Origin of the sequence: Pseudomonas sp. GD04015 (assembly GCF_029837675.1) — a bacterium.
GTDB lineage: Bacteria > Pseudomonadota > Gammaproteobacteria > Pseudomonadales > Pseudomonadaceae > Aquipseudomonas > Aquipseudomonas paralcaligenes.
Window position 1 is genome coordinate 1 of sequence record NZ_JAOEEE010000044.1, and the last position, 17877, is coordinate 17877.

The 17877-nt window shown below is 70.2% G+C and carries 18 protein-coding genes and 1 riboswitch; of the genes, 13 read left to right on the forward strand and 5 right to left on the reverse strand.

The genetic code is table 11. The features are described 5' to 3' along the window. The 6 genes from N7640_RS23225 (at position 1) to N7640_RS23250 (ending at position 6609) form a co-directional block, all read left to right on the forward strand. Positions 1-813 (forward strand): NAD(P)-dependent oxidoreductase, encoded by an 813-nt coding sequence (locus tag N7640_RS23225; protein WP_279906243.1) that lies wholly within the window; start codon positions 1-3, stop codon positions 811-813. 221 nt (positions 814-1034) lie between these two features. Further along, on the forward strand, positions 1035-2471 hold the full coding sequence (locus tag N7640_RS23230) for a PLP-dependent aminotransferase family protein (protein ID WP_220815620.1): 1437 nt from the start codon (positions 1035-1037) through the stop codon (positions 2469-2471). A 446-nt stretch (positions 2472-2917) separates the two neighbouring features. After that, positions 2918-4633: a VWA domain-containing protein gene (locus tag N7640_RS23235; RefSeq protein WP_279906063.1), complete on the forward strand. Its 1716-nt coding sequence runs from the start codon at positions 2918-2920 to the stop codon at positions 4631-4633. After that, positions 4634-5218, forward strand: coding sequence for an RNA polymerase sigma factor (locus N7640_RS23240; RefSeq protein ID WP_279906061.1), 585 nt, complete (start codon positions 4634-4636; stop codon positions 5216-5218). Further along, positions 5215-6000, forward strand: coding sequence for a hypothetical protein (locus N7640_RS23245; RefSeq protein WP_279906245.1), 786 nt, complete (start codon positions 5215-5217; stop codon positions 5998-6000). Before N7640_RS23240 ends, N7640_RS23245 begins: the two co-directional genes overlap by 4 nt. 117 nt (positions 6001-6117) lie before the next feature. Next, a complete protein-coding gene (locus tag N7640_RS23250) occupies positions 6118-6609 on the forward strand; it encodes a hypothetical protein (protein ID WP_279905887.1) in 492 nt (163 codons plus the stop codon). A gap of 78 nt (positions 6610-6687) precedes the next feature. Here the strand turns inward: N7640_RS23250 and cobJ are convergent, their stop codons facing one another. The 4 genes from cobJ to cobG all read right to left on the reverse strand — a co-directional run bounded on the left by cobJ (position 6688) and on the right by cobG (position 11033). Next, on the reverse strand, positions 6688-8346 hold the full coding sequence (gene cobJ, locus N7640_RS23255) for a precorrin-3B C(17)-methyltransferase (RefSeq protein WP_279905888.1): 1659 nt from the start codon (positions 8344-8346) through the stop codon (positions 6688-6690). 88 nt (positions 8347-8434) lie between these two features. Further along, a complete protein-coding gene (locus tag N7640_RS23260; RefSeq protein ID WP_279905889.1) occupies positions 8435-9178 on the reverse strand; it encodes a precorrin-2 C(20)-methyltransferase in 744 nt (247 codons plus the stop codon). Further along, positions 9178-9804, reverse strand: a complete 627-nt coding sequence (locus N7640_RS23265; protein ID WP_279905890.1) for a precorrin-8X methylmutase — start codon at positions 9802-9804, stop codon at positions 9178-9180. Before N7640_RS23265 ends, N7640_RS23260 begins: the two co-directional genes overlap by 1 nt. Further along, on the reverse strand, positions 9801-11033 hold the full coding sequence (cobG, locus tag N7640_RS23270) for a precorrin-3B synthase (RefSeq protein ID WP_279905891.1): 1233 nt from the start codon (positions 11031-11033) through the stop codon (positions 9801-9803). Before cobG ends, N7640_RS23265 begins: the two co-directional genes overlap by 4 nt. Positions 11034-11188: 155 nt before the next feature. Further along, a riboswitch (cobalamin riboswitch) is annotated at positions 11189-11381 on the reverse strand. Positions 11382-11444: 63 nt separating this feature from the next. On the opposite strand from cobG, the gene cbiE reads away from it, so the two are divergent. The 3 genes from cbiE to N7640_RS23285 are packed head-to-tail and all read left to right on the forward strand — an operon-like array spanning position 11445 to position 14094. Beyond that, positions 11445-12647 (forward strand): precorrin-6y C5,15-methyltransferase (decarboxylating) subunit CbiE, encoded by a 1203-nt coding sequence (cbiE, locus tag N7640_RS23275; protein WP_279905893.1) that lies wholly within the window; start codon positions 11445-11447, stop codon positions 12645-12647. Then, the gene (locus tag N7640_RS23280) at positions 12644-13378 is read left to right on the forward strand and encodes a cobalt-precorrin-6A reductase (protein WP_279905894.1); all 735 of its coding nucleotides are present in this window, start codon (positions 12644-12646) and stop codon (positions 13376-13378) included. The genes cbiE and N7640_RS23280 overlap by 4 nt, the downstream gene beginning before the upstream one ends. Continuing rightward, positions 13375-14094: a (2Fe-2S) ferredoxin domain-containing protein gene (locus N7640_RS23285; RefSeq protein ID WP_279905895.1), complete on the forward strand. Its 720-nt coding sequence runs from the start codon at positions 13375-13377 to the stop codon at positions 14092-14094. The genes N7640_RS23280 and N7640_RS23285 overlap by 4 nt, the downstream gene beginning before the upstream one ends. Positions 14095-14217: 123 nt before the next feature. On the opposite strand, the gene ttcA is transcribed toward N7640_RS23285, so the two are convergent. Next, entirely contained in the window at positions 14218-15045 is an 828-nt protein-coding gene (ttcA, locus tag N7640_RS23290; protein WP_279905896.1) for a tRNA 2-thiocytidine(32) synthetase TtcA, read from the reverse strand. 87 nt (positions 15046-15132) lie between these two features. On the opposite strand from ttcA, the gene N7640_RS23295 reads away from it, so the two are divergent. The 4 genes from N7640_RS23295 to N7640_RS23310 all read left to right on the forward strand — a co-directional run bounded on the left by N7640_RS23295 (position 15133) and on the right by N7640_RS23310 (position 17831). Beyond that, positions 15133-15726 (forward strand): DNA-J related domain-containing protein, encoded by a 594-nt coding sequence (locus tag N7640_RS23295; RefSeq protein WP_279905897.1) that lies wholly within the window; start codon positions 15133-15135, stop codon positions 15724-15726. Between the two features lie 166 nt (positions 15727-15892). Further along, positions 15893-16492 (forward strand): Yip1 family protein, encoded by a 600-nt coding sequence (locus N7640_RS23300; protein WP_220815607.1) that lies wholly within the window; start codon positions 15893-15895, stop codon positions 16490-16492. 121 nt (positions 16493-16613) lie between these two features. Next, positions 16614-17285: a Yip1 family protein gene (locus N7640_RS23305; protein ID WP_279905898.1), complete on the forward strand. Its 672-nt coding sequence runs from the start codon at positions 16614-16616 to the stop codon at positions 17283-17285. Positions 17286-17336: 51 nt separating this feature from the next. After that, positions 17337-17831, forward strand: a complete 495-nt coding sequence (locus N7640_RS23310) for a SprT family zinc-dependent metalloprotease (RefSeq protein WP_220815605.1) — start codon at positions 17337-17339, stop codon at positions 17829-17831. Positions 17832-17877: the final 46 nt, after the last annotated feature.

A 17877-nucleotide genomic window follows, 5' to 3' on the forward strand; every position in this document is an offset into this window, starting at 1 on the left:
CTGCAAGGCAAGACCCTGTTCATCACCGGCGCCAGCCGCGGCATCGGCCGCGAGATCGCGCTCAAGGCCGCCGCCCAGGGCGCCAACATCGTCATCGCGGCGAAGAGCGCCGAGCCCCATCCCAAGCTGCCCGGCACCATCCACACGGTGGCGGCGGAAGTCGAAGAGGCCGGCGGCAAGGCCCTGGCCCTGCAGCTGGACGTGCGTGACGAGGGCGCGGTGAAGGCCGCCATGGCCCAGGCCGCCGCCCACTTCGGCGGCATCGACGCCGTGGTCAACAACGCCGGGGCGATCCGCCTGGTCGGCGTCGAGCAGCTGGAGCCGAAGCGCTACGACCTGATGTTCCAGATCAACACCCGCGCGGTGATGGTCTGCAGCCAAGCGGCCCTGCCCTACCTCAAGCAGAGCCGCGGGCACATCCTCAGCCTGTCGCCGCCGCTCAACCTCGCGCCCCAGTGGTTCTCCAGCTACAGCCCGTACACCACCACCAAGTACGGCATGAGCATGCTGACGCTGGGCATGCACGAGGAATTCCGCAAGTACGGCATCAGCGTCAACTCGCTGTGGCCGAAGACGGTGATCGCCACCGCCGCCATCGAGTACGAGGCCGGCGGCCCGGCGGTGATGAAGGCCGCGCGCCTGCCGGCGATCATGGCCGACGCCGCCTGCGCCATCCTCGCGAGCAGCGAGCGCAGCATCAGCGGCCGCCTGCTGCTGGACGAGGAAATCCTCCGCGAGCAGGGCCAGGAGGACTTCGAGCAGTACCGCTTCGACCCGTCCAGCAAGCTGATGACCGACCTGTTCGTCGACTGACCCGCTCCGCCCGCCGGGGGCGCCGGCCCCCGGTCCTCCCCGCGTCACGGAACGCCCCCGCCCTCCCGCAGTCCCATTCCCCAATCACCCGATCGGTGCGGGTCGACCGTATCTGCTCCGTAACAGACGCAACTGTACCGTTGGCATATTGTTTCACTGTACCGATCCGATCGTCCGGAATTTGGCTACTGTTACGGTTCAGTCGCGTAAGGAACCTTGTAATGACCAGCTTGTTGCTCTATCAGCGCATCGCCCAGTTGCTGGCCGAGGATATCCGCCGTGGCGTCTACCAGCCCGGCGAGCGGGTGCCGTCGGTGCGCAAGATGAGTTCCCAGCTCAGCGTCAGCCATGCCACCGTGCTGCAGGCCTACGCCAACCTTGAAGACATGGGCCTGATCCGCGCCCGTCCGCAGTCCGGCTTCTACGTGCACCAGAGCGCCGGTCTCACCGCCTCGACCCCGGACATCGCGCGGGTCGAGCGCCCCGCCATGGTCACCCGCAGCAGCATCATCAGCCAGGTGCTCAACGATTCGCGCCAGGACGGCGTGTTTCCCCTCGGCGCGGCCGTGCCGCACGTGGACTACCTGCCGGTGCGCTCGCTGCACCAGCAACTGGCCAAGGTCACCCGCTTCCAGAGTCCGCGCGCCTTCAGCTACATGTTCAGCCCCGGCTACGAGCCGCTGCGCCGCCAGGTGGCGATCCGCATGCGCGATGCCGGCGTGGCGGTGGACCCTTCCGAGGTGGTGATCACCCACGGCTGCGTGGACGCCATCCACATGGCCCTGCGCGTACTGACCCAGCCCGGCGACCTGATCGCCGCCGAGTCGCCGACCTACTACGGCCTGCTGCAACTGGCGGAAGTGCTCGGCCTCAAGGTCATCGAGATTCCCAGCGACCCGACCATCGGTCTCAGCCTGGAAGCACTGCAGCTGGCCGCCAACCAGTGGCCGATCAAGGCGCTGGTGCTTACTGCACGCCTGTCCAACCCGCTCGGCGGCAGCATCCCCGAGGACCGTCAGAAGCAGCTGCTGCGCCTGACCGCCGACCACGGCATCCGAGTGATCGAGGACGACATCTACGGCGAGCTGCTGTTCGAGCCGGGGCGCAGCAAGGCGCTCAAGGCCCATGACCGCGACGACCAGGTGGTGTACTGCTCCAGCTTCTCCAAGACCCTGTCGCCGGGCGTGCGCATCGGCTGGATCATCGCCGGTCGCTACCAGGAAGAAGTGGAGCGCCTGCAGACCTTCAGCACCCACTCGGCCTGCAGCGTGACCCAGATGGGCGTGGCCGCGTACCTGGAGAACGGCGGCTACGACCGCCACCTGCGGCACATCCGCCAGGAGTACCGCAAGAACATGACCGCCTACCAGCTGGCGGTGCAGCAGCACTTCCCGGAAGGCACACAGATGACCCGGCCGCACGGCGGCTTCATCCTCTGGGTCAGCCTGCCCGGCAAGGTCAGCGCCCAGGAGCTGCACGTGCGGGCGCTGCAGCAGGGCATCAGCATCGCGCCGGGGCTGATCTTCAGCAACACCGAGCAGTTCAACAACTGCCTGCGGCTGACCTGCGGCATCCCGTGGAACCGCGAATCCGAGCGGGCGATGATGACCCTGGGCATGCTGGTCCGCCAGCTCTGCGCGGAAAGTCAGGGCGCTTGACGGGCTGTTGAAGCGCAGGCGAGGCAGGGTATTGCCACTAACGCAGGTAGTTTTTCAAAGGCTATGTCCACGTTAGATGCTGTAGTGCCCTGAGCTCTTCTGGGTCCCCGCCTGCGCGGGGATGACGAGGTGGGGGCGGAGTTTCTTCCGGAACCGTCATTCCCGCGCAGGCGGGAATCCAGGGGCAGGCAGCTGCGGTGTTCAGATAGAGAGGCTGGTGGGTTAGCCGCTTGCCGGCGTAACCCAGCGGTACCGCGGTCGATCGTGCTGATGGGTTATGGCCTGCGACCCAACCACCCTACCGGCTCCCAGGCAGGCCGCTTCCGCAGGGCAGCTATAGCGTCTCACGTAACGGGGACATAGCCTTTTCAAAGGCCTGTTAACCCGAAGTCGCTGGCGGCTACGTCTACCCGGGCGAATGGACTTTCGCCCGAGGAGACCCCGCCATGTCCCGCATCGCCCCGCAACCCCTGCTCGCCGGCTTCGGCGCCACCCTGGCCCTGGCGCTGGCCGCCTGCAGCGCCTCCCACGACGAGGCCACGCCCAGCGTGGTCGCTCCCCCTGCCGTACCCCAGGCCGCCGAACCCGTCGCCCAACACGAACGGCTGCAGGAGCAGGCCGCCCCGGCCGCTGCCAGGGCCCGGGAAGTGCACAAGGCCATGCCCTACGCCGCGCCGATGATCGCCCCGGCGCCGCTGAGCGACGGCGCCGGCTTCGGTTACCGGGACGCCAACCGCGAGCAATACCAGAAGATCGAGGGCAATCCGGTGCAGGCCGTGGCCGAACAGCCGGTGTCGACCTTCAGCATCGACGTGGACACCGGCGCCTACGCCAACGTGCGCCGCTTCCTCAATGACGGCACCCTGCCGCCCAGGGACGCGGTGCGCCTGGAGGAGCTGGTCAACTACTTCCCCTATGCCTATCCCAAACCCGAGGGCGACGTGCCGTTCAGCGTCGCCACGGAACTGGCGACCACGCCCTGGAACCCCGAGACGCGCCTGCTGCGGGTGGCGATCAAGGCCGCCGACCTGAGCGTCGCCGAGCTGCCGCCGGCCAACCTGGTGTTCCTGGTCGACGTCTCCGGCTCCATGGACCGTCGCGAGGGCCTGCCCATGGTCCAGGCCACCCTCAAGCTGCTGGTCGACCAGTTGCGCCCGCAGGATCGGGTGGCCCTGGTCACCTACGCCGGCACCTCCAGTGTGGTGCTGGAATCCACCGCCGGCAGCGAGAAGGAGAAGATCCGCGCCGCCATCGACCGGCTCAGCGCAGGTGGCTCCACCGCCGGCGAATCCGGCATCCAGCTGGCCTACCAGGAGGCGCAGAAGGGCCTGCTGAAGGACGGCATCAACCGCATCCTGCTGGCCACCGATGGCGACTTCAACGTCGGCATCAGCGACTTCGAGACGCTCAAGCAGCTGGCCGCCGACAAGCGCAAGACCGGCGTGTCGCTGACCACCCTGGGCTTCGGCGCGAGCAACTACAACGAGCAGCTGATGGAGCAGCTCGCCGACGCCGGCGACGGCAACTACGCCTACATCGACAACCTGCGCGAGGCGCGCAAGGTGCTGGTCGACCAGCTCAGCTCGACCCTGGCGGTGGTCGCCAAGGACGTGAAGGTCCAGGTCGAGTTCAACCCGGCCGAGGTCAGCGAGTACCGCCTGCTGGGCTACGAGAACCGCGCCCTGAAGCGCGAGGACTTCGCCAACGACAAGGTCGACGCCGGCGAGATCGGTGCCGGGCACACGGTCACCGCGCTGTACGAGGTGGTGCCGGTAGGCGCCAAAGGCTGGCTGGAACCGCTGCGCTACGCCCGCGCCGCCGGCGACCAGGGCAAGCCCGGCGAGATAGCCTGGCTGCGCCTGCGCTACAAGGCACCGGAGGGCGGCGCCAGCAAGCTGGTGGAGCGGCCCATCGCCAAGGGCGAGGCGACACCCATCGCCCGGGCCAGCGACGACCTGCGCTTCGCGGCGGCGGTGGCGGCCTTCGCCCAGCAGCTGCGCGGCGGCCAGTACACCGGCGCCTTCTCCCTGGCCGACAGCGCCACGCTGGCCCGCGGCGCCCGGGGCGATGACCCGTTCGGCCTGCGCGGCGAGTTCGTGCAACTGGTGGAACTGGCGCAGAGCCTGCAAACTCCGCAAACCGTTCAAGTCAGGGCCGACTAATTGAACCTCCCACTGCAAGACGATGACGCCGCGCTGCTGCGGCGTTATCGCAACGGCGACGCGGCGGCCTTCGCCACGCTCTACGAGCGCCACCGCCTCGGCCTGTTCCGCTTCCTCCTCGGCCTGTGCGGCGACCACGCGCTGGCCGAGGAGGTGTTCCAGGACACCTGGATGAGTCTGATCCGCAGCGCCAGCGAGCAGCGCGAGGCGGTGCTGTTCAAGACGTGGCTGTACCAGATCGCGCGCAACCGCCTGATCGACCACTGGCGCAAGAGCGGGCGTCATCAGGGAAAGCTCGATGAATACGACGAGGCGCGCCACGCCAGCGCCGACCCGGGCCCCGGTCCTGAGCAGCAGTTGGTGCTGAGCCGCGACCAGGAACGCCTGCAGGCGGCGCTGGCCGACCTGCCCGAGGAGCAGCGCGAGGTGTTCCTGCTGCGCGCCCACGGCGACCTCGAACTGCACCAGATCGCCGAACTCACCCGGACGCCGGCGGAAACCGTGAAGAGCCGCCTGCGCTACGCGCTGAACAAGTTACGTCGGCTGCTGGCCGATCCGGCTTCGGCCGAGGAGGTATCCGCATGAGCCAACACGACAGCGAACTGCAGCAGGAACGGCAGCTGCTGGAGCATTTCCGCCAGCACGCCCAAGGCGAGCCCTCGGCCGCCATGGACGCACGGATCATCGCCGCCGCCCGCGAGGCGCTGGCCCAGTCGAAGCCGAGCGCGGCGCAGCGCCTGCACGCCTGGCTGTTCGGCGCCGGCAGCCGCACCCGCTGGTCCATGGCGGTGGCGGGCCTGGCGGTGTTCGGCATCGGCCTCAACCTGGCCCTGAACACCCGGGATCGCCTGCCGCAGGCCTACAACGCCCCCGCACCGGCGGCGGCCAGCGCCCCGACGCCGGTCCTGCGCGAGGTGGCACCGACCATGGAGGCGCAGCGGCACAGCCGCGCACGCGAGTACGTCCAGGCCGAACCGGCACCGGCCGAGCGGGCACTTGCAGAGTCGGACACCGCCCTCCCGATCTCGCCTCCTGCCGCCGCGCCCCGACCGATAGCACCGGCGCCGATGGCCGATGCGGCGAAGCCCGGCACCGAGGCGCGCCTAGAGGCCAAGACCAAGGCGCAGGCCATTGCCAAAGCACAGGTAGAGGCAGCACAGGCCGAAGCACGCTCGAACGCTGGAGCGGGCGCACAGGCACTCGCCGAAGAGCCTCCACCGCTGGAACAGCGCCTGCGCCAGGTGCTGCGCCTGCGCGAGGAAGGCCAGCGCGAACAGGCCGACCGGCTGCTCGCCGAGCTGCGGCAGGAGTACCCGCGCCAGGACCTGGACGCCGAACTCGGACGCCTGCTCAAAGACGAGCGCTGATCCGCAGCGGCCATGCCCCGGCATGGCCGCTGCGGTGCAATATGGCGTAACCCGACGGTCTTGCCACGGCGCACTTCAAGCGCGAGCATGGGGCATCGACATGAAAACCTGTCCGCCATGAAAGTTTTCCACGCACTCCCCCTGCTGCTGGCCCTCGGCCTGCTGGCGGCCTGCGACGAGCCGCCCAAGCCTCCGTCCGAGGCGCCTCGGAAACAGGCCGAAGCCCGGCCCGAGAAAAGCGCGCCGACTCCGACACCGCCCGCCGCGAAGAAGGCGGAGGAAAAACCTGCGCCCAAACCGGCGCCCGCGCCGCCCAAACCCGCCAAGCCGGCGCCCAAGCCCGCCGCCAAGTCGGCTGTGTCCCCTGCCGTCAAGGTGCCGCTGCCGCCGGTGAAGCTCGACCTGCACCTGCCCGAGGAACTGGTTCAGGGGCTGGAGCCAGGCGAACCCGTCGAGCCGCCCAAGCCGGTATTGCCGCCGATGTTCATGGAAAAGCCGACCAAGCCCGGCCCCTACCAGTTGAACGGCCGCCTGATCACCAACGACCGGGGCGACGACTACTGGGACTCCGTGGAAGGCGCCGAGCTGCAGATCGAATTCCGCAACTGAGGCCGCTCCCGGCGTTCCTGGGGGCGATCACCTCGGGAAAAAGCGTCGGTGCGCACAGCCTGGGCGGCCCCACGCACCCTACGTTGCCGGGTACCACCTCGGCGTGTAGACCCACTCGCCACCGCCCTGGCGCGGGAAACGCCGGGTCTGGCTGGAGCCGACGATCACCAGGGTGCGCATGTCCACCTGCTCCGGGGTCAACTCGCCCAGGGTGAGCACGCGCAGGGTCTCGGCCGGGCGGCCGATGTCGCGGCCGAGTACCACCAAGGTCTGCGGCTCGCGGTGCTGGCGCAGCAGGTCGAGGGCGCGGCCGAGCTGCCAGGGGCGTGCCCGGGAGATCGGGTTGTAGAAGGCCATCGCCAGATCGGCCGCCGCCGCGTGCTGCAGGCGCCGTTCGATCACCGCCCAGGGCTTGAGGTTGTCGGACAGGGAGATCAGGCAGAAGTCGTGGCCCAGCGGCGCGCCGGCCCTGGCGGCGGTGGCCAGGGCCGCGGAGATGCCGGGCAGCACCTCCAGCTCCACGCCCTGCCAGCGCGGATCGACCGCGCCCTCCAGCGCCTCCATCACCGCGGCGGCCATGGCGAACACGCCGGGGTCGCCGGAGGACACCATCACCACCCGCCGTCCCCCGGCCGCCAGCTCGAAGGCATGGGCGGCGCGCTGCAGTTCCTCGCGGTTGTCGCTGGCGTGCAGGCGCTGGCCGGCGCGGTAGGGGCCGGCCATGGTCACGTAGGTCTCGTAGCCGAGCACGTCCTCGGCCGCGTCCAGCGCCTGGCGCACGGCCGGCGCCATCAGCTCGGCGCTGCCCGGGCCGATGCCGATCACGCTGAGCCGGCCGCGCGGGCGGCCGATAGCGGCAGCGGCTTGCGGGCTGTCGGCCAGGTGCAGGCTCAGCCCCGGTGCCTCGTGGCAGGCCGCCGGCAATGCCGTGTCCGACTCGATGAAGCGCAGCGGCACGCCCAGCGCCCGGGAGGCCTGCTCGGCCTGCGGCAGCGCGCGCCCCTCGCCCTCGCCCTCGACCAGCAGCGCGGCCAGCGCCGCCTCGGCCAGACCGGCTGCGGCCAGCGCCTCGCGCAGGCACCGCGCGAGATCGTCGTCGCCTCCGGTGCAGCGCGCCAGCAGCCGGCGCGGATGGATCAGCAGCGCATCGTCATCGCCCGCGGCGGACACATCGACGCGCACGCAGCGCTCGCCCTCGGGATGCAGCGGCAGGTCGGCCCGCGCCAGCCAGGGCGCCTCGCCCTCGACGCGCAGGCGCGCGCCGCCGAGCAGGTCGCTGACCAGCCGCTTACCCCGCTCCAGGTCGGCCAGGACGTAGCCGGGCGGCGGGTCGAGCAGGCAGGTGCCGAAGCGCAGCTCGCCGCTGGTGGTGATGGCCGGCGCCACCGCCAGCCAGTCGCCCAGTTCGCGGGCCAGGCGGTTGACCCCGGCCAGGCCGCCGAGCAGCGGCACCACGGCGCTGCCGTCCTCGGCCAGGGCCAGTACCGGCGGCTCGGCGCCCTTCTCCGCCAGCGCCGGCGCCAGGCTGCGGATGACGATGCCGGCGGCGCACAGGGCAATGATCGGCGTGCCGGCGCGGTACAGGCCACGCAGGTGTTCGGCGAACTCGCGGTAGCCCTGGTCGACCTCTGCCACCCGCCCGCTCAGCCCATGGATACGCGCCCCGGGGTAGCGCTCGCGCACCCGGCGCGCGGTGGCCAGCGCCGAAGCGCCGAGGATGACGATGGCGGGACTCATGCCTGCACCCCTTGTGGGAGCGGCCTCGGCCGCGAATGCTCCGTGCTCGCCATCATCACTGCCAAGGCCGCTCCCACCGGTGGTCGACTCAGCCACACCACTTCTCCCCCGGCACCAGGATCATGGAGAAATAGGGCGAGGCCAGCGGGTCCACCTCATCCAGCGGCACGATGTGCTGGTTGTCCATGGTGGCGCGCTCCACGTAGTGGGCGCGCTCGGCCAGGCCGAGGCGCTGCAGCACGCGGCGCACCTTGTCGAAGTTGCGCCCGAGCTTCATCACCACGGCGGCCTCGGCATTGCGCAGGCGCTGCTCCAGTTCCTCCTCCGGCAGCACGCCGGAGAGCACGCTGAGCGACTGGTTGCGGTACACCAGGGGCGTGCCCAGCACCGAGGCGCAGCCGAGCATGGAGCACACGCCGGGCACCACCTCCACCTCGTAGCGCTCGGCCAGGCGGTCGTGCAGGTACATGTAGGAGCCGTAGAAGAACGGGTCGCCCTCGCAGATCACCGCCACGTCGCGGCCGGCGTCCAGCTCCAGGGCGATCTGCGCGGCGCAGGTGTCGTAGAAGTCGGCGATCACATCCTCGTAGGAGAGCGGCGGTTCGAGCTTCTCGGTGGTCACCGGATAGACCAGCGGCAGGCGCCGCTGCGCCTCGGTCAGGTGCCGCTCGATGATGCCGAAGGCGTTGCCGCCCAGGCCCTTGCTCGCCTTGGCCTTGGCCACGAAGTAGCCTACCACCGGCGCCGACTGCAGCAGGCGCAGGGCCTTGAGGGTGATCAGCTCCGGGTCGCCGGGGCCGACGCCGAGGCCGAGCAGACGTCCCTTGCGCATCACTCCACCTCCGTGGCCAGAGCATTGACCGCGGCGGCGGCCATGGCGCTGCCGCCACGGCGGCCACGCACGATTACGTAGGGCACGCCGCGGCTGTCGGCGGCGAGCATGTCCTTGGATTCGGCGGCGCCGATGAAGCCCACCGGCATGCCGAGGATCAGCGCGGGCTTCGGCGCGCCGGCGTCGAGCATCTCCAGCAGGTAGAACAGCGCGGTCGGCGCGTTGCCGATCACCACCACGCTGCCCTGCAGATGCTCGCGCCAGTGCTCCAGGGCCGCCGCCGAGCGGGTGTTGCCCAGCTCGCGGGCCCGTTGCGGCACATCCGCTTCATTGAGGGTGCAGATAACCGGGTTGTCGGCAGGCAGGCGCGCGCGGGTGATGCCCTCGGCCACCATGCGCGCGTCGCAGAGGATCGGCGCACCGGCGGCCAGGGCCGCGCGACCGGCCGCGCCGGCGCCGCTCGAGAAGCGCAGGTCCTGCACCACGTCGACCATGCCGCAGGCGTGGATCAGGCGCACGGCAAGCTTTTCCAGGTCGGCCGGGATGGCGCTCAGGTCGGCCTCGGCGCGGATGGTGGCGAAGGACTGGCGATAGATCTCCTGACCGTCGCGGATGTAATCGATCATTCGGGTGTTCCTGTGGCCAGGTGTTCGCCGGCCTGGTCGATGTCGAGGGACGACGCCAGCCGTCGGCCGAATCCGGCCTGGTCCCGCTCGCGTCGATAGAGGTCATAGCGCCCGCCGGAGCGGGCCAGCAGGGTATAGGGCGCGACATGGGCGGCGGCGCAGCTGCGCGGGCAGCCGCACAGGTGCACCTGGGCCGGGCCGTCCGGGCCCAGGCGCGAGGCCAGGCGCAAGGCGTCGGCCTTGGTATCCGCCTCGGCCCTGACACAGCCGGCCGTGCCGCTGCAAGCGAGCAGGCGGGCCAGCGGCGCGCCGGCATCCAGCACCAGGCCGATATCGGCCATGGCCCGGGCCACGGCAGCCTGGCGCTCGACCGCCACGTCCGGCAGCAGCACGCCCTGCCAGGGCGTCAGGCGCAGCTCGTCGCTGCCTTCGGCCCCTGCCAGGTCGGCCAGGGCCTGCAGCTGGTCGGCGTGCAGGCGCCCCAGCGGCGCGCCGGCCAGCAGCATCGCGCGGCCCGGCTGGGCCTGGGCATGGATGCCCAGCGGCGCGCCGTCCAGCGTCACGGGGGCGAAGGTCGGCGGCGGGTCTTGCAGGGCGAACGGCAGGCGGGCGAGGAAGTCTGCCACCGGCATGTCCGCCAGCAGCTGGCGCATGCGCGTGCGCTCGCCGGCCAGTTCGAGGAACAGGTGCAGCAGCGCCTCGACCAGCGCCGGCACCCGCTCCAGCTCGACCACGCCCAGCGCGCCACGGCGCGGACATCCCGCCAGGCCGAAGGCCATCCGCGTCCCACCGGGCAAGGCGCCGAGCCAGAGGTCGTGGGGGTGGTCGAGCATGGCCAGGGGCTCGCCGCCGTCCAGCTGCAGGGCGAACTTGGCGGACAGGCCGTGGAAGGCGGGGGTGTCCTGCAGCAGCGCCAGCAGTCGCTCGGCCAGGGGCCGGGTGTCCAGGTGGGCGGCCGGGTCGCGGCCGGCGGCGGGGCTGATCAGCAGGTTGCGCACGTCGTCGGCCGCCGCGTGGCGCGGGCCGAGGCCGGCGTCGAGCAGGCGCCGCACCAGTTGTTCGTGGCAGGTCTCGCGCACACCGCGAATCTGCAGGTTGCTGCGGTTGGTCAGCTCCAGCACGCCGCCGGCGCAGCGTCGCGCGGCCTCGGCCACGGCGCGCGCCTGCTCGCCAGTCAGCCGCCCGCCGGGCAGCTTGACCCGGCAGATGCCGCCGTCGCGCGCAGGCAAGATGCGCCACAGGCCCGGACAGGCGGAGGGCCTTGGCACGAAGGCGGATGAGGGAGATTCGGGCTGCAAGCGGTCACCGGCTACGAACGACGCGGCGACCGAACCAGCGGAACCGGAAGGCTCCTTGGCATCGGTACACCCCGCCCGATGTTGGCACTCGCGACAGCGTCGTCGGCAGGTCTCCTGGCTGGCAGGTCCTCGTCGCCCCACAGCCTTCCCGATTGCTCAGTGGCGCCTGTGTGGAGCGACTCGCTGCTTACAGTTGCGGGGGCAGCCACGGCTCGACCGTGTTCCCTCTTAGGCCCACGTACCCCCGAGGGGCCGGGCACCGACGAAGGCGCTATTATGCCCGCTTTTCACGACGCCGGGCCAAGCCCGCGCGTCGCCCCGCAAGGCATCGAGGAGACACGCATGACGGCCTGGCTGACGGTGGTAGGCATAGGCGAGGACGGCTACGCCGGCCTGGGCAAGGCGGCGCGGCGCGCCCTGCTGGCCGCCGAGCGCATCGTCGGCGCCCCGCGCCAGCTGGAACTGCTGCCGCCGTGCATCCGCGCCCCGCGCGAGGCCTGGCCGAGCCCCTTCGGCCTGGCGCCGTTGCTGCAGCGGCGCGGCACACCGACCTGCGTGCTGGCCAGTGGCGACCCCATGCTGTTCGGCGTCGGTGCCAGCCTGGCGCGGCAGTTGGACGAGGGCGAGATGCGGGTGCTGCCAGCGCCCTCCTCCTGCTCCCTGGCCGCCGCCCGGCTGGGCTGGCCGCTGCAGGACACGACCCTGCTGTCGGTGGTGGCGCGGCCGCTGGCCGCCATCGCCGCGCACCTGCACCCGGGCCGGCGCCTGCTGATCCTGTGCAACGACGGCACCAGCCCCGCCGCCATCGCCGCCCTGCTGCGCGAGCGCGGCTTCGGCGCCAGCCGCCTGAGCGTGCTGGAACACCTGGGCGGCCCGCTAGAGCGGCGCGTCGACGGCCTGGCCGAGGACTGGAGCCTGGAGCAAGCCGCCGCGCTCAACCTGCTCGCCGTCGAGTGCCACGCCGATGTCGGGACACGGCCACTGCCGCTGACCGTCGGCCTGCCCGACGAGGCCTACCGCCACGACGGCCAGCTGACCAAGCGCGACGTGCGCGCCGTCACCCTGGCACGCCTGGCGCCGCGCCCCGGCGAGCTGCTGTGGGACGTGGGCGCCGGCTGCGGCTCGATCGGCATCGAGTGGCTGCGCAGCCATCCGAGCTGCCGGGCCATCGCCATCGAGGCGGACGAGGGCCGCCAGGGGCTGATCACGCATAACCGCGACGTGCTCGGCGTACCGCAGCTGCAACTGCTGGCCGGCCATGCGCCGGAGGCGCTGGAGGGACTGGAGCGGCCCGACGCCATCTTCATCGGCGGCGGCGTGACCGTGCCCGGCGTGCTGGAACGCTGCTGGCAGGCGCTCCAGCCCGGTGGCCGGCTGGTCGCCAACGCCGTGACCCTGCAGAGCGAGGCCGCCCTGGTGGCCTTCCGCGAACGGCACGGCGGCGAACTGACCCGCCTGAGCGTGGCCCAGGTCCAGCCCCTGGGCGGCTTCGACACCTGGCGTAGCGCCCTGCCGATCACCCTGCTGGAAGCGCACAAGCCGTGACCCGTGTGCTGCTGCTCGGCGGCGTCGGCGACGCCCTGCGCCTGGCCCGTCGCCTGGGGCCGGAGCACCTGTACAGCCTGGCCGGGCTGGGCAAGGTGCCGGAAGACCTGGGCTGCCGGGTGCGGGTGGGCGGCTTTGGCGGCGCCGAGGGGCTGGCCGGCTTCATCCATAGCGAGGGCTTCGACCTGCTGTTGGATGTCACTCACCCCTATGCGGCGCGGATCAGCGCCAACGCCGCCGCGGCCGCGCGCCTGGCCGGGGTGCCCTGCTGGGCCCTGCGCCGCCCCGGCTGGCGACCCGGCCCCGGCGACGACTGGCGCGAGGTGGCCGACTGGGCAGCGCTGGCCCAGGCCCTGGCGCCCTTCCGCACACCCTTCTTCACCCTGGGCCGCGAACCGCTGGCCCACCTCGACGAAATACCCGCGGGGCAGTTCTGGACCCTGCGCCTGCTCGATGCCCAGCCCGAGCACCCGCGCGCCCGCTGCATCGCCGCCCGCGGCCCCTTCGCGCTGAACGACGAGCGCGCGCTGTTCGCCGCCGAGGGTTTCGATGTGCTGGTGAGCAAGAACAGCGGCGGCGCGGCCACCGAGGCCAAGCTGCAGGTGGCCCGCGAGCGCGGCCTGCCGGTATTGCTGCTGGCGCGCCCCGAACTGCCCGAGGTGGAGCGCAGCTTCGCCGATCCCGAAGACCTGTGGCAGGCGCTGCGGCCCCTGCTCCGAGAGACACCATGAAGACCGAAAACTACGCCCGCGTGCTGTTCGCCGGGCCCGACCTCGACAGCGGCAGCGGCAGCTTCGCCGAGCTGATCCGCCATCAGTTGGCCGAGCGCTTCGGCGCCGCCGTGCTGGACGACCTGTTCGATAGCGACACCGGCTACGCGCCGCTGTGGGCGCAAGTACGGCAGTGCCTGGCAGCCGGCGAGCTACCGCTGCTGCTGGTCGACCTCGACCCGCTCGGCGGCAGCCCGCACCTGGACTGGCTGCGCGGCGAGCTGCAGGCATTGGCGGGCGAACGGGCCGATGGCCTGTTCGTCTGCGCCGGCAACGCCGACGATGTCGCGGCGCTGGCCGAGCTGATCGGGCAGCCGGAGCGGCACCTGGGCTGCGTGGACGTGCCCCGGCTACCGGAAAGCCACAGCTGGTCGTGCATCCCGCCGCACCGCTATCGCTTGCTGCTGTGCAACGGCCCGCGCTGCACCCGTCGTGGCGCGCTGCCGCTGTGGAAGCTGCTGCGCGAGGAGCTGAAGGCGGCGGGCCGGCTGGAAACCGAAGACGGCGTGCACATCACCCGCACCCAGTGCCAGTTCCCCTGCGACCAGGGGCCGACCCTGAGCGTCTACCCGCCCGGCGAGTGGTACCGGATACGCGATGCGGACGAAGTGAAGCGCCTGGTGCGCGAGCGCTTCGTCGAGGAGCGCGCGGTGCCGGAGCTGATCATGCGCGCGTAGGGCGGGTGCAACCCGCGTGGTGAATTGCGCGGGTTTCACCCGCCCTACGTTGGATCTTCCGGGGCGGTGCGCATGGCGCACCCTACGGAGCGTATGTAGGGTGCGCCGTGCGCACCGGGGGGATCAGAGATTCATCACATCGAGGAAGCGCGGCGCGGCGCTGTCGTCGATCTTCAGGCTCTGGAAGTCGAACAGGTTGCGGTCGGCCAGCTGCGAGGGCACCACGTTCTGCAGGGCGCGGAACATGATCTCGGTGCGGCCCGGGCTCTTGCGCTCCCACTCGTTGAGCATTTCCTTGACCACCTGGCGCTGCAGGTTCTCCTGGGAGCCGCACAGGTTGCACGGAATGATCGGGAATTCCTTGAGCACCGAGTAGGCCTCGATGTCCCTCTCGTTGCAGTAGGCCAGCGGGCGGATCACCACGTTGCGGCCGTCGTCGGACAGCAGCTTGGGCGGCATGGCCTTGAGCGTGCCGCCGTAGAACATGTTGAGGAAGAAGGTCTCGAGGATGTCGTCGCGGTGGTGGCCGAGAGCCATCTTGGTCGCGCCGATCTCGTCGGCGTAGGTGTACAGGGTGCCGCGGCGCAGGCGCGAGCACAGCGAGCAAGTGGTCTTGCCCTCCGGGATCTTCTCCTTCACCACCGAGTAGGTGTCCTTCTCGATGATGTGGTACTGCACGCCGATGGACTCCAGGTAGGCCGGCAGCACGTGCTCGGGGAAGCCGGGCTGCTTCTGGTCCATGTTCACCGCGACGATCTCGAACCGGATCGGCGCCACTTTCTGCAGGTACAGCAGGATGTCGAGCAGGGTGTAGCTGTCCTTGCCGCCGGACAGGCAGACCATCACCTTGTCGCCGTCCTCGATCATGTTGAAGTCGGCGATGGCCTCGCCGACCTGGCGGCGCAGGCGCTTCTGCAGTTTGTTCTGGTTGACCGAGAGGGTGCTGGGCATGGTGCTGGCGAATCCGGGGACGAAGGCGAAAAGCTGGCCATTTTACGCACAAAGGCCGCCGACGGCAGCCCGTGTTAGGCTCGGCCGATGAACAACGACCTCGACCCCGCCCTCGACCTGCCCGACCAGCTGCACGAACTGCTGCGCGACGCGCCCGCCGGCGTCAGCGAGTTCCAGCTGATCCAGCAGCTCAAGGCCCGCCACTCCACCCACATCCCCAACCTCGGCCTGGCCGACAAGCTGGTGCTGTTCCGCATCCACTTCCTGCTGTTCAACGCCCTGTACCTGCTGCGCGATCGCCTCTGGGGCCGCCAGGAGGCGCACCTGGAGATCGGCCCGCTGTGCGTGCAGCTGCAGCCCTGGCAGCCGGGCAGCGCGGAGCTGGCCCGGCACGACCCGCTGCGCGACTACTACCTCGACCTGCAGCACCTGCGCGACACCACCGAACGCGACGTGGAGAAGCTGCTGTCCAGCTTCTGGACGCGCATGCAGGGCGGCGACGAGAAGCGCGCGGCGCTGGAGCTGTTCGAGCTGGACGTCGACCAGCCGCTCGATTTCGCCGTGATCAAGCAGCGCTACCGCCAGCTGGTGAGCCTGCACCACCCCGACCGGGGCGGCAGCACCGGACGCCTGCAGTCGATCAACCTGGCGATGGAAATACTGCAACGCTATTACGGCTGAACCCGAGAGAGCGATTCGCTCTAAAGCCACGGTTCATGCGGCCTCCAGCCTTCCCCTATACTGCGGCATACGGTCGCAGCCGAATCGGCCTGCACCCGGTGCCGCTGGCCATGCGCGCCGGGCCCTACGCCCAGTGCGATCGACAATAAAAAGAGGAGGTGTCTGCATGATCCACCATGTTTGGGGGCTCTTCACCCATCCCGACCAGGAGTGGCAGGAAATCCGTGGCGAGGAAGAAAGCATCAGCCACATGTACCTGACCCATGTTCTGATTCTCGCCGCCATACCCGCGCTCTGCGCCTATTTCGGCACCACGGAGGTCGGCTGGCGCATCGGCAGCGGCGAAGCGGTCAAGCTGACCGCCACCAGCGCCCTGCAGATGACCGTGATGTCCTACCTCGCCATGCTCGTCGGCGTCGCCGTGATGGGCGCTTTCATCCACTGGATGGCACGCACCTACGACGCCACTCCCACGTTCACCCAGTGCGTCGTGTTCGCCGCCTACACCGCCACCCCGCTGTTCATCGGCGGCGTCGCCGCGCTGTACCCGAGCCTGTGGCTGGGCATGCTGATCGGCACGATAGCGGTCTGCTACACGGTCTACCTGCTCTACTCCGGCATCCCGACCTTCATGGGCATCCCCCAGGACGAGGGCTTCATGTTCTCCAGCTCCGTCCTGGCGGTGGGCCTGGTGGTGCTGGTGGCGATGATCGCCTGCTCGGTCATCCTCTGGGGCTTCGGCGTGGGCCCCGTCTACATCAACTGATCGACGACCGTTCGAACGAGGCCGCCCACGGGCGGCCTTTTTCATGCGCGCAGGAAAGTTGAACCCCAACGGCCATGGCAAGGCTCTAAGGCTTTGAGTAGCCCAGAAGGGAGCACCGACCATGACTCCGCATTTCGTCACCCTGTTCACCCACCCGGACGCCGCCTGGCGCGAGATCCGCCAGGAAGAGGAACGACACAGCAGCCACTACCTCGGCCACCTGCTGCTGCTCGCCCTGATCCCCGCCGTCAGCCTGTTCATCGGCACCACCGAGATGGGCTGGAGCCTGGCCGGCGACGAGCGGGTGCGGCTGGACGAGCGCAGCGCCCTGCTGCTGTCCGTCAGCGTCTACTTCACCGCACTGTTCGGCACCCTGATCATGGGCGGCTTCGTGCGCTGGATGTCGCGCACCTTCGACACCCGGCCGACGCTCAACCAGTGCATCGGCTTCGCCGCCTACACTGCCACGCCGTTCTTCCTCGCCGGCCTCGCGGCGGTCTACCCGAGCCGCTGGCTGGCGGTGATCGCTCTGGGCCTGGCCTGCGCCTATTCGACCTTCCTGCTGTTCGTCGGCCTGCCCACCTTCATGCGCATCCGTCAGCAGCAGGGCATGGTCTACGCCGGGGCGGTGTGGGCGGTGGCCGTGCTGGCGGTGGTGACCCTGCTGGTCTCGGCCATCCTGCACTGGCACTACTACACCAACCCGGTCTACGAGCGCACCGCGGCGGACCAGACCTACCCGACCGTGGAAGAGCGTCCGTCGGTCCACGAGCAGCAGCACGGCCGGGACTGACGCGACCGGCGGCAGGTTGGGCGGCATGGGGCGATACGGCATAATCGCCCCATGCCCGAACTGCTCCATGCCCGCGTCGAAGCCTGCTACCAGCTGGCCGAGGACTTCTTCAAACGCGCCTTCCCCCGCCCCGAGGTCAGCTTCCGGCTGCGCGGCCAGAAGGCCGGCGTCGCCCACCTCCACGACAACCTGCTGCGCTTCAATCCGAAGCTGTACGCGGAGAACCGCGAGCATTTCCTAAAACAGACCGTGGCCCACGAAGTGGCCCATCTGGTGGCGCACCAGATGTTCGGCGCGCGCATCCAGCCCCACGGCGAGGAATGGCAGCTGATCATGCGCGGCGTCTACGAGCTGCCGCCGGAGCGTTGCCACACCTACGACGTGGGGCGGCGCAAGGTCACCCGCTATCTCTACCTGTGCCAGTGCCCGGACGGCGAATTCCCCTTCTCCACCCAGCGCCACAACCTGGTGCGCAAGGGCCGCCGCTACTTCTGCCGGCGCTGCCGGGCGACTTTGGTGTTCAGCGGCGAGCAGCGGATCGAATAGCCGTAGGGCGGGTGAAACCCGCGCACGATGTTGGATTGGTCGCGGG

Bases quoted from the DNA above. Each gene is read 5' to 3' on its own strand.
- N7640_RS23310 (WP_220815605.1), top strand. From the start codon at position 17,337: ATGCCCGAACTGCTCCATGCCCGCGTCGAAGCCTGCTACCAGCTGGCC.
- N7640_RS23265 (WP_279905890.1), bottom strand. From the start codon at position 9,804: ATGATCGATTACATCCGCGACGGTCAGGAGATCTATCGCCAGTCCTTC.
- N7640_RS23235 (WP_279906063.1), top strand. From the start codon at position 2,918: ATGTCCCGCATCGCCCCGCAACCCCTGCTCGCCGGCTTCGGCGCCACC.
- cbiE (WP_279905893.1), top strand. From the start codon at position 11,445: ATGACGGCCTGGCTGACGGTGGTAGGCATAGGCGAGGACGGCTACGCC.
- N7640_RS23230 (WP_220815620.1), top strand. From the start codon at position 1,035: ATGACCAGCTTGTTGCTCTATCAGCGCATCGCCCAGTTGCTGGCCGAG.
- N7640_RS23285 (WP_279905895.1), top strand. From the start codon at position 13,375: ATGAAGACCGAAAACTACGCCCGCGTGCTGTTCGCCGGGCCCGACCTC.
- ttcA (WP_279905896.1), bottom strand. From the start codon at position 15,045: ATGCCCAGCACCCTCTCGGTCAACCAGAACAAACTGCAGAAGCGCCTG.
- cobJ (WP_279905888.1), bottom strand. From the start codon at position 8,346: ATGAGTCCCGCCATCGTCATCCTCGGCGCTTCGGCGCTGGCCACCGCG.
- N7640_RS23250 (WP_279905887.1), top strand. From the start codon at position 6,118: ATGAAAGTTTTCCACGCACTCCCCCTGCTGCTGGCCCTCGGCCTGCTG.
- N7640_RS23305 (WP_279905898.1), top strand. From the start codon at position 16,614: ATGACTCCGCATTTCGTCACCCTGTTCACCCACCCGGACGCCGCCTGG.
- N7640_RS23260 (WP_279905889.1), bottom strand. From the start codon at position 9,178: ATGCGCAAGGGACGTCTGCTCGGCCTCGGCGTCGGCCCCGGCGACCCG.
- N7640_RS23300 (WP_220815607.1), top strand. From the start codon at position 15,893: ATGATCCACCATGTTTGGGGGCTCTTCACCCATCCCGACCAGGAGTGG.
- N7640_RS23295 (WP_279905897.1), top strand. From the start codon at position 15,133: ATGAACAACGACCTCGACCCCGCCCTCGACCTGCCCGACCAGCTGCAC.
- N7640_RS23245 (WP_279906245.1), top strand. From the start codon at position 5,215: ATGAGCCAACACGACAGCGAACTGCAGCAGGAACGGCAGCTGCTGGAG.